This is a genomic window from Thioclava sp. UBA3469 (assembly GCF_002378135.1).
GTDB classification, from domain to species: Bacteria; Pseudomonadota; Alphaproteobacteria; order Rhodobacterales; family Rhodobacteraceae; genus Thioclava; species Thioclava sediminum.
Map to the genome: position 1 here is coordinate 1 of NZ_DFRG01000118.1, position 10,186 is coordinate 10,186.

The following is a 10,186-nucleotide window of genomic DNA, read 5'->3' on the forward strand; positions in this document are numbered from 1 at the left end:
CGAACATCCACATCGGGATCATGGCGGGGAAGTTGAAGGGCGTGATGCCCGCGCCGATGCCCAGCGGCTGGCGCATCGAGTAGAGGTCGATACCGGGGCCCGCGTCGCCCGTGTACTCGCCCTTGAGCATCGCCGGTGCGCCCATGCAGACCTCGATCACTTCGAGGCCACGCTGCACGTCGCCCTTCGCGTCGGGGATGGTCTTGCCGTGCTCTTTCGACAGAGCCTCGGCGAGCTTGTCCATGTCGCGCTCGATCAGCTGACCGAATTTCATCATCACGCGGGCGCGGCGCTGCGGGTTGACCTTCTGCCATTCCAGCTGCGCTTTCGCGGCGTCCGCGATTGCGGCATCCAGCTCGGCCGGGGTGGCCAGCGCGACCTTGGCGATCTGCTCGCCAGTGGCGGGGTTGAAGACTTCGCCGAAGCGGCCCGAAGAGCCCGCAACGCGCTTGCCGTTGATCCAGTGACCGATTTCTTCCATGAGACGCTCCTCCTACAGATAATCTTGGCTTGGGCGCACTCTAGCCTTGCGAAATTGAGCATAAAAGAGGAAGTAGTTCAAAAGCGTTTTGCATTTTTGCAAAGAGGGACGCGATATGGACTGGGACGACCTGCGGATTTTCCTTGCCGTCGCACGGGCCGAGAGCCTGTCGGGCGCCGGGCGGCGGTTGAAGCTGGACGCGGCCACCGTGGGGCGGCGCATCGCGCGGCTCGAAGAAGGGGTGGGGGCGAAGCTCTTCGTGAAATCGCCACAGGGCTATGCGCTCTCCGAGTCGGGCGATCGGCTCCTGCCGCATGCCGAGGCGGCGGAGCAGGTCTTCGCGGGTGCCGATGAGGAACTGTCCGGCATCGCGGGCCAGTTGACGGGGCAGTTGCGGATCGGTGCGCCCGATGGCTGCGCGAATTACCTTCTGCCACAGGTCTGCGCGAAGATCGCCGAAGACAATCCCGGGCTGGAGATCCAGGTCGTCGCCCTGCCTCGCGTTTTCAACCTCTCGAAACGCGAGGCGGATATGGCGATCGCGGTCTCGCGCCCGACCGCAGGCCGCCTGACCGTCCAGAAGCTGAGCGATTACCACCTTAGCCTTGCCGCCCATCGCGACTATCTCGCGAAGGCGCCGCCGATCACCTGCAAGGAGGATCTGCGTCATCACCGGATGATCGGCTATATTCCCGACATGATCTTCGACAAGGAGCTGGATTACTTCGCCGAGACCGAGGCCGAGGTGATGGGGCTCGCCTCGAATTCAGCGGCCGTGCAGACCCGAATGATCGAGGCGGGAGCGGGCGTGGGCATCGTCCACGACTTCGCGATCCCCTTCGCCCCCGGCGTGCAACGTGTGCTGGGCGACGAGATCCGGCTCAATCGCGCCTTTTGGTTGATCCGCCACGCCGATGACCGCCGATCCGAGCGCCTGACGCGCTTCGCCGAGGCGCTGGGGCAGGGGCTTCGCGACGAGGTTGCGCGGCTCGAACACGCTGCGGTTGAAACATAACTGGCGGCCCCGTGAACCGCAAAGCCGTTGACAAATCTATGAAAGCAGTGGGACGCTTAGGTTTAGACGACGTTTTTCAAGGAGACGCCGATGCAGGTTATGCAGATTCTCAAGAACAAGGGCGAGATGGAAGTTTTCACCGTCGCCCCCGACATGAAGCTGAGCGAGGTGATTGCCACGCTTTCTTCGAAACGCATCGGTGCGGTGATCGTCTCGCAAGACGGGGAAACCGTCGACGGGATCGTCTCGGAACGCGACGTCGTGCGTGAAATCGCGCGGCGCGGTGCGGATTGCCTGGTGATGACCGCCAGTGATGTCATGACCCGCGACGTCAAGCATTGCGCCCCGATGGACAGCACCGAAGAGGTGATGAGCCTGATGACCGAGGGCCGCTTCCGCCACATGCCCGTGCGCGAGAACGGCAAGATGGTCGGCGTGATCTCGATCGGGGACGTGGTAAAGGCGCGTCTGAACGAGCTTCATATGGAGAAAGAGTCGCTTCAGGGCATGATCATGGGCAACTGATGCCGCATTGCGGCACCTTCCCGCTTGCATTTAGCCACGCAATATAGTTGCGTGCGCTGAGCTTTTTGGCGGGCGACGAGGGAGGATGCCATGCGGATCGGTCTTTACCCCGGAACTTTCGATCCGGTCACGCTGGGCCACCTCGATATCATCGAGCGCGCGATGGCTCTGGTGGACCGGCTCGTGATCGGGGTCGCGATCAACCGGGACAAGGGGCCGCTTTTCTCGCTCGAGGAACGCGTCGCCATGCTTCAGGACGAATGCGCGAAAATCACCGACCGCCGCGGCGGCGAGATCGTCGTCCATCCTTTCGAAAATCTGCTGATCGACTGCGCCAAGGATGTCGGCGCGAGCGTGATCGTGCGCGGCCTGCGCGCGGTGGCCGATTTCGAATATGAATTCCAGATGGTCGGGATGAACCGCGCGCTCGACGCCTCGGTCGAGACGGTGTTCCTGATGGCCGATGCACGGCGGCAGGCGATCGCCTCGAAGCTGGTGAAGGAAATCGCCCGGCTCGACGGGGATGTCTCGAAATTCGTCACCCCCGCCGTGCGCGATGCCTTGGTCAAGGCTTACGCAAACCGCTGATCAGCCGTTCGAGGCGGCGTTGCCTGACGTGCCGCTCTGCTGCGATTTCTGCTTCATCTGAGTGCTGCCGCTCGCATTTGCCGAGGATTTCGTGGCGTTCCCCGCCTGCTGCGGCAGGTTATCGAGACCCCATTGGTCGATCACGACGGAATCCTCGACGCCTTTCAGCGCAAGGTTCGCCTCGTAGTAATTGCCCGATTTGATGAGCTTGGAGGCGTCCTGCAGATGGGCGAGCGACGCTTTCGCGGGCACCATCGCCGCCGAAATCGACACGTCGATATCGTTGTCCTTCAGCGTTTTGGCCGCGGCTTTCGCGTTGCCCTGCGCCATCTGCTGATTGGCCTTGCCGACCGCTTTCTGGTTATCCGGCGTGACCGTGAAGCTTTCGCCAAGCGCGATGGAGCTGTCGAAGGGCAGGTAGGTCACGCCTTTCTTGCCCGCTTTCGAGGGCACGCCCCATTTGCTCTCGGCCTTCTCGGCGGACTGCATTTTCGCGGTGGCGTCCTTGGTCATCTTGGTCGCCATGTCGGTATTGCCATCGAAGATCGCCAGACGCGCCGCGCGCACTTCGCGCATCGCCGTGTAGGCGTCATTGACCGTGGTCAGCAAGTCCTTGTCGGTCGAGCTTGCCGTGGTCTGCGAGACCGCGTCATTGCCTTGGCTCTGCGCGCTCTGCATCGCGGTGCCGCTCGAATTGCTGCTGGCGTTGGTCGTGGCGGCATTGGCCATCTCAAAGCTCGCGGGGCCCGCGATCAGCGCGGAGGAGAGGGCGAGGGCGAGGAATTTCTTGCTGCGTTCCATGGGATATTCCCTTTCGTGACGGGGTTCAGCTAAGGCGGAGGCACCGAGGTGGCGCGCTCCATGGCCCCAAAACGTCCCGGATTTCAAAGGGTTCTATCACCATGCATCAAGGCTCGCGGCGCGGGTGAGAGGGTGCGTGCATGCTCTGCGAGCCGTGTGTGAGGGGTGAACGAAAAAGGGCAGCCCAAGATGGACCGCCCCTTCGTCATATTCGCAATGTCCGGGGCTGCGCCCCGCTCACGCTCAGATCAGCTTGCCCATCGCGACGGCGGTGTCCGCCATGCGGTTCGAGAAGCCCCATTCGTTGTCGTACCAGCTCAGGATACGGACCATGCGGCCTTCCATGACCTTGGTCTGATCCATGTGGAAGATGGAAGAATGCGGGTCGTGGTTGAAGTCGCTCGAGACGTTGGGCTTGTCGGTATAGCCGAGGATGCCCTTCATCGGGCCGTCAGCGGCCGCCTTGATTGCGGCGTTGACCTCTTCGACGCTGGTGTCCTTGCCGGCCTCGAAGACCAGATCGACGACCGAGACATTGGGCGTTGGCACGCGGATCGCGACGCCGTCGAGCTTGCCGTTGAGTTCCGGCAGCACCAGACCCACGGCTTTGGCAGCGCCGGTCGAGGTCGGGATCATCGACAGCGCGGCGGCGCGGGCGCGATAGAGATCCTTATGCATCGTGTCCAGCGTCGGCTGGTCGCCGGTATAGCTGTGGATCGTGGTCATGAAGCCCTTCTCGATCCCGATCGCGTCGTTCAGCGCCTTGGCGACGGGGGAGAGGCAGTTCGTGGTGCAGGACGCGTTCGAGACGACGAGGTCGTCCGGGGTCAGCGCGCCATCGTTCACACCGAAGACGATGGTCTTGTCGGCGCCGCTGGCGGGGGCCGAGACGAGAACGCGCTTCGAGCCGTTCTCGAGGTGGAAGGCCGCCTTGTCGCGCGCGGTGAAGATGCCGGTGCATTCCAGCGCGACATCGACATCGCCCCAGGGCAGTTCTTTCGGGTCACGGATTGCGGTGACCTTGATCTTGCCGCGGCCGGCATCGATCCAGTCTTCGCCGGTCGTGACCTCATGGGGGAATTTGCCGTGCACGGAGTCGAATTGCAGCAGATGCGCGTTCGTCTCGACCGGGCCGAGATCGTTGATGGCGATCACTTCGATGTCGGTGCGCCCCGACTCGATGATCCCGCGCAGCACGTTGCGGCCGATGCGACCGAACCCGTTGATGGCAACTTTAACCGTCATATCCGTCTCCTCTGGCTGGCTGCCCGGCAGGGAGTTGCGCGGGCAGGTCTTCCGTTAACGCTAACAAGCGCGTTCAGCGCCAAAGGTCAACGGGGTGCAGCCCGATGCTAGCGCCAGAAAGCGACATATTGAACGAGATCGGCAGTTTTTTTCGCCAGAAACAGCAGGATGCGGCCGTCATCGGCAAACACATCCGCCAAAATGAGCAAAATGAGGAGGGCCCCGAGCCAGAGCGCGATCCGATTGGTCATCTATCCCCTTCGCGCGCCCTTGCTTGGCGCGTCAGTGCACGAGTCGCCCCATCGCCCCGGCCACATCGGCCATGCGGCAGGAGAACCCCCATTCGTTATCGTACCAGGCCAGAACGCGGACAAGCTTGCCCACGACCTTGGTCTGGTCCGGCGCGAAGATAGAGGATTGCTGCGTGTGGTTGAAGTCGATCGAGACCTTCGGCTCGGGGTCGTAGCCCAGCACCATGCCCATGTAGCCGGCGGCGGCCTCGCGGACGATCTCGTTCACCTCGTCGCGGGTGACGGTCTTGCGCGCCTCGAAGGTCAGATCGACCGCGGAAACATTGGGGGTCGGGACGCGCAGCGCGGTGCCGTCGAGGCGGCCTTGCAGTTCGGGCAGCACCTCGCCGAGGGCTTTCGCGGCGCCGGTGGAGGTCGGGATCATCGCCATCGCGGCGGCGCGGGCGCGGTAGAGATCCTTGTGGCGGCGGTCGAGCGTGGGCTGATCGCCGGTATAGGAATGGATCGTCGTCATCACGCCCGATTCGATGCCGATCGTGTCGTTGAGCACCTTGGCGAGCGGCGCGAGGCAGTTCGTGGTGCACGACCCGTTCGAGACGACGTGATGCGCGGGCGTCAGCTCGCGATGGTTCACGCCGTAGACCACGGTCTTGTCGGCATCGGTCGCAGGCGCGGAGACCAGAACCCGCTTCGCGCCGCGGCCCAGATGGACGGCGGCCTTGTCGCGGGCGTTGAACTTGCCGGTGCATTCGAGAACGACATCAACGCCGTCCCAATCGAGTTCTTCCGGGTCGTAGGTCGACATCACGTCGATCGGGCCGCGCCCGAGGTCGAGCGTGTTGCCCGCGACCTTCACCTGCCCGCCGAACCGGCCGTGGACGGAGTCGTATTTCAGGAGATGCGCATTCGTTTCGATCGGGCCGGTGGCGTTGATCTTGACGACCTGCACGTCGTTGCGTGCGGCTTCCGCGATATGCGCGAGCGTGCAGCGCCCGATGCGGCCGAAGCCGTTGATCCCGATGGTGACGGTCATGATGATCTCTCCGAAGCGCGTGATTTCGGCGCTGGATACCATTGCATGCAATTCGAGAAAAGGTTGTGAAACAGTATGTTAGCGTAAACACGTGGTGTTTGCGATAACATTGCGGGGCAGGGTGCGGCTTTGGCGCGAAGAGTGGCGCCAAACGGGGCGCGGCGACAGAATCTTTCGCTCAATCGTCGTCCTCCGCGACGAGGAAGATCTCTCCCGCGGCTTCCATCTCGCGGATTGCGGCGACGACCGCGCTCATCGCCTCTTCGGCGTCTTTCTCTTTCACCTTTCCCAGATTCGCCATCTCGTCGCGCAAGCTTTGCGCCATGCGCTGGGACATGTTGGTGAGGATGAACTCCGCCGCGGGCTGCAACGGGCCGGTCGCCCCGGCAAGCGCGACGGTCAGCTGCGCCTGGTCGACCACGCGCAGCACTTTCGGGATGTCGCGTGTATCGATGCGGGCGGGGATATTGGCGAAGGTGAAGATCGCCTTCTTCACCTCGTCGGCGAAGGTCTTGTCCTCTTCCTCCAGCCCCTTGAGCACCGCGTCGCGGGTGGCCGAAGCCGAGTAGTTCAGGATCGCGCCCACCCGTTCTACCGGCCCGGAATCGAAGGCTTTGGGCGGGGTGGCATCCAGTTGCGCTGCGAGCGCCTGCCCGATCCGCAGCACGGTTTCGGGCGCGACATTGCCGGTCAGCGAGACCGCATAGGCGATCCGCCGCGCTTTCTCTCCTGGCAGCAGCCCGAGCAGCTCGGCAGATTTCGCGACCGACAGCTTCGACAGCATCACCGCGCCCACTTCGACGCTTTCGCCTTCCAGCACCGGCAGAAGCACCTCTGCGGTGAGGCCCGCGATCCGCTGCCACGGGTCGGCGCGCGAGGAGCCGGAGGCCAACCTGCGCAACCGGTTCGAGGCCGAGGGCGAGAGCTGTCCGTCGAGCAGCGACAGCGCGCCTTCCAGCCCGCCGGGAAAGGCTATGCCGACAGCCTCCAATTCTTCGCAGAACTCTTCCACCACGCTCGTGATGGTGGAGCGGTCGACCAGACGCAGTTGCGCCACGGTCTCGGTCAGTTCGGTCTGTTGATCGTCGCTCAGCTCCGTCAGCGGCAATTTCAGCCCTTCGGAGGCGAGCAGCCGCACGATGATCGCAGCTTTCTGGCGCCGCGAAAGCGGTCCTGGCCGGGCGGATTTGTCGCCAGCCGAGTCGGACCCGGCCATATGGCCGAGCGCCATGGGCGCGATCGCATTCACCGCGAGAACCTCCGTGCTGGGCATCGGCTGCTCGGGCGGCCAATGCGGTTTCGCGATCAGCTTTGCACGGAGGCAGTTAAGACGGGATTACCGTCTCAGCGGTCAGCTGGACTGCAGGACGCAGGCACTCGCGTCCTTATCCCAGACCTGGCCCTGCGGGCAGGACATGGAAGCCTGATGCCCGCTATAGCACTCGGCCGACGCGGCGAGCGGGGCGAGGATCAGCACGGCGGCTGCAAGGATGGTTCGGGTCATCTGCAATCTCCCTTTGCTAGATGCCCTAGGGTAAGCCCGAATCGCACGCGCCGCCTATAGTCGGCTGACATAGGCGGCGCGGAACGGGCTTGTTTCTCGATTATTCGCCGAAAACGCGGGCGAAAATCGTGTCGACATGCTTGGTATGGTAGCCCATGTCGAACTTCTCGTTGATGCCGTCGACGCCAAGAGCGGCCACGACATCCTTGTCGGCGAGCAGCTGTTCGCGGAAATCGACGCGCTCTTCCCAGACCTTGAGCGCGTTGCGCTGCACCATCGCATAGGCGTCTTCGCGCGACACGCCCGCTTGCGTCAGCGCCAGCAGAACGCGCTGGCTCATCACCAGACCGGGGAACTTGTTCATGTTCGCGAGCATGTTCTCGGGGTAGATGATCATCTTGTCGACGACGCCCGCGAGACGGTTCAGCGCGAAATCGAGCGTCACGGTCGCGTCGGGGCCGATGCCGCGCTCGACCGAGCTGTGCGAGATGTCACGCTCGTGCCAGAGGGCCACGTTCTCCATCGCCGGGATCACGGTCATCCGCACGAGGCGGGCGAGACCGGTAAGGTTCTCGGTCAGGACCGGGTTCTTCTTGTGCGGCATCGCCGACGAGCCTTTCTGGCCCATCGAGAAGAATTCGGCACCTTCGAGCACTTCGGTGCGCTGCATGTGGCGGATCTCGATCGCGACGTTTTCGATCGAAGACGCGATCACGCCCAGCGTCGCGAAGAACATCGCGTGACGGTCGCGCGGGATCACCTGCGTCGAGATCGGCTCCGGCTTGAGGCCGAGCATCTTGCAGACATGCTCTTCGACGCGCGGGTCGATATTGGCGAAGGTGCCGACAGCGCCCGAGATCGCACCGGTCGCGACTTCTTCCTTGGCGGCCTGCAGGCGCGCCTTGTTGCGGTCCATCTCGGCGTAGAAACGCGCGAAGGTCAGGCCCATCGTGGTGGGCTCGGCATGGATGCCGTGCGAGCGGCCCACGCGAACCGTGTCCTTATGCTCGTAGGCGCGCTTCTTCAGCGCGGCCAGAACCTTGTCGAGATCGGTCAGCAGGATGTCGGCGGCGCGCACCAGCTGCACGTTGAGGCAGGTGTCGAGCACGTCCGACGAGGTCATGCCCTGATGGACGAAGCGCGCCTCTTCCGAGCCAACATGCTCGGCCAGATGGGTTAGGAAGGCGATCACGTCATGCTTGGTAACGGCTTCGATCTCGTCGATGCGGTCTACGTCGAACTCGACATCCTTGGCCTTCCAGACGGCCTCGGCATTCTCTTTCGGGATCACGCCCAGCTCGGCCTGAGCGTCGCAGGCATGCGCCTCGATCTCGTACCAGATTTTGAACTTGGTGGCGGGTTCCCAGATGTCGACCATCTCTTTGCGGGCATAACGCGGGATCATCGGCGGCCTCTTGATTGCGTGTGGTTGCGCGCTTGTTAGACTGCACCTGCCTTTGGGGCAAGGGAGAGCCAATGCCGCAGCTGTCGGATTTCGAGGGGAACTGGGTGCTGACGCGCCAAATCCTGCATAGCGACGGCAATAAGGCCCGTTTTGATGGTCATGCCTGCTTCGCGCCCGAAGGGGTCGGCCTGCATTATCGCGAGAGCGGCGAGCTGGTGATGCCGGGCGGTCAGAGCTTTCATGCCGAGCGCAGCTATTTCTGGCGGGCCGAGGGCGGGCAGATCGCCGTGGCCTTCGAGGACGGTCGTCCATTTCACAGTTTCGATCCGCTGAGCCCGGCCGCGAGCCATTGGTGCGACCCCGACGATTACCGGGTGAGCTATGACTTCGACGCGTGGCCGAAGTGGCGGGCGATCTGGCGGGTGCAGGGGCCGCGCAAGGATTACGAGATGATCTCGGACTATGTGCGCAGCGCGGGGCAGCCCTGACGCGGACGCTCTTGTCGCGGGCGGGGGCGCGCGGCAATCTGCGGGGATGAAAGACCTTGTCGCCACACCGATCCTGCAAAATCGCCTGAGCTTCGCGCCCTGGGCCGACCCGCGCACGCGGCGGCTGCCGGGGGTGATCCCGGTGACATATGAGGATTGGCTCGAGGTCGATGATGCCTATGCCGCGCAGATGGGCCTGCGCGACCGGTTGATCGGGGAGGCGCGCGATCTGGTGCTGGGCCTGTCGGAGCACGGGCGGCCCGCGGCGGTAGAACTCTACGATCTGATCCTGCCGATGCTTCCGGCGCTGGGGTTTGCCTGCAGTGCGGAGACGGCTACGCGACCCGATGGGGCGGTGGTTGCGCTCGATCGCACGGACCCGCTGGCAACGCTCGGGCGGCTGCTGCAATGCGATCTGTGCCTGATGGAAGCCGATGAGGCCGCGTTCGGTCATGCCGAGCATGTGCTGACTGGCGGTGTGCTGTGTTTTCCCTCGGGCTGGACGCTGCGCGAGAAATTCATGCGCCCGATGATGCGCATTCACGAACCGATTGAGATCTACACCGACGATCTCGGCAAACGGGTGCAGCGCTTGCTCGATGGCGTGCGTGAGGGCAGGGGGCTGATGCGCGGGACTGCCTCGCGCTCTGCCGCGCATCTGCATGATCCGCGCTCGGAATACGAATTCGCCCACGCGCCCGCCGACGCCCCTTATATACGGGTGGAGCGGCAATGCCTGTTCCGGCTGCCGCGCACGAATGCCGTGATCTTCTCGATCCACACCCAGGTGGTGCGGCCCGAAAGCCTGAGCCCGGATCAGGCGCAGGCCTTGGCCGAGCACCCGATCCGG

General features: G+C 63.7%; 13 protein-coding genes. 5 read left to right on the forward strand and 8 right to left on the reverse strand.

The features are described 5' to 3' along the window. Window positions 1-481 (reverse strand): aldehyde dehydrogenase family protein (locus B3D39_RS09700; RefSeq protein WP_286789635.1); only part of this gene is annotated, 481 nt, incomplete at its 3' end. A gap of 115 nt (window positions 482-596) precedes the next feature. Between B3D39_RS09700 and B3D39_RS09705 the strand changes: the two genes are divergently transcribed. The 3 genes from B3D39_RS09705 to coaD all read left to right on the forward strand — a co-directional run bounded on the left by B3D39_RS09705 (window position 597) and on the right by coaD (window position 2,609). Next, on the forward strand, window positions 597-1,496 hold the full coding sequence (locus B3D39_RS09705; protein WP_078570275.1) for a LysR family transcriptional regulator: 900 nt from the start codon (window positions 597-599) through the stop codon (window positions 1,494-1,496). 90 nt (window positions 1,497-1,586) lie between these two features. After that, the gene (locus tag B3D39_RS09710) at window positions 1,587-2,021 is read left to right on the forward strand and encodes a CBS domain-containing protein (protein ID WP_078539502.1); all 435 of its coding nucleotides are present in this window, start codon (window positions 1,587-1,589) and stop codon (window positions 2,019-2,021) included. Between the two features lie 90 nt (window positions 2,022-2,111). Beyond that, entirely contained in the window at window positions 2,112-2,609 is a 498-nt protein-coding gene (gene coaD, locus B3D39_RS09715; RefSeq protein ID WP_078519395.1) for a pantetheine-phosphate adenylyltransferase, read from the forward strand. Here coaD and B3D39_RS09720 read toward each other — a convergent pair whose 3' ends face one another. From B3D39_RS09720 to purB, 7 genes are all read right to left on the reverse strand, one after another. After that, the gene (locus B3D39_RS09720; protein ID WP_168173764.1) at window positions 2,610-3,410 is read right to left on the reverse strand and encodes a YfdX family protein; all 801 of its coding nucleotides are present in this window, start codon (window positions 3,408-3,410) and stop codon (window positions 2,610-2,612) included. A 243-nt stretch (window positions 3,411-3,653) separates the two neighbouring features. After that, on the reverse strand, window positions 3,654-4,655 hold the full coding sequence (gene gap / locus B3D39_RS09725) for a type I glyceraldehyde-3-phosphate dehydrogenase (RefSeq protein WP_274963169.1): 1,002 nt from the start codon (window positions 4,653-4,655) through the stop codon (window positions 3,654-3,656). A 107-nt stretch (window positions 4,656-4,762) separates the two neighbouring features. After that, window positions 4,763-4,906 carry a glyceraldehyde-3-phosphate dehydrogenase gene (locus B3D39_RS09730; RefSeq protein WP_078546665.1) on the reverse strand — a complete coding sequence of 48 codons (144 nt, stop codon included), beginning with the start codon at window positions 4,904-4,906 and terminating at the stop codon, window positions 4,763-4,765. A gap of 31 nt (window positions 4,907-4,937) precedes the next feature. Beyond that, window positions 4,938-5,939 carry a type I glyceraldehyde-3-phosphate dehydrogenase gene (gap, locus tag B3D39_RS09735; RefSeq protein ID WP_078519392.1) on the reverse strand — a complete coding sequence of 334 codons (1,002 nt, stop codon included), beginning with the start codon at window positions 5,937-5,939 and terminating at the stop codon, window positions 4,938-4,940. Between the two features lie 178 nt (window positions 5,940-6,117). Beyond that, entirely contained in the window at window positions 6,118-7,155 is a 1,038-nt protein-coding gene (locus tag B3D39_RS09740) for a flagellar motor switch protein FliG (protein ID WP_274963177.1), read from the reverse strand. Window positions 7,156-7,290: 135 nt separating this feature from the next. Continuing rightward, window positions 7,291-7,443, reverse strand: a complete 153-nt coding sequence (locus tag B3D39_RS09745) for a chitin-binding domain-containing protein (protein ID WP_274963170.1) — start codon at window positions 7,441-7,443, stop codon at window positions 7,291-7,293. Between the two features lie 100 nt (window positions 7,444-7,543). Further along, window positions 7,544-8,848, reverse strand: a complete 1,305-nt coding sequence (gene purB / locus B3D39_RS09750; protein ID WP_078546667.1) for an adenylosuccinate lyase — start codon at window positions 8,846-8,848, stop codon at window positions 7,544-7,546. A gap of 71 nt (window positions 8,849-8,919) precedes the next feature. Between purB and B3D39_RS09755 the strand changes: the two genes are divergently transcribed. Next, window positions 8,920-9,336 carry a DUF6314 family protein gene (locus tag B3D39_RS09755; RefSeq protein WP_078599278.1) on the forward strand — a complete coding sequence of 139 codons (417 nt, stop codon included), beginning with the start codon at window positions 8,920-8,922 and terminating at the stop codon, window positions 9,334-9,336. 46 nt (window positions 9,337-9,382) lie between these two features. Then, window positions 9,383-10,186, forward strand: an 804-nt coding sequence (locus B3D39_RS09760; RefSeq protein ID WP_286789636.1) for a heme-dependent oxidative N-demethylase family protein, incomplete at its 3' end; no start/stop codon positions are given.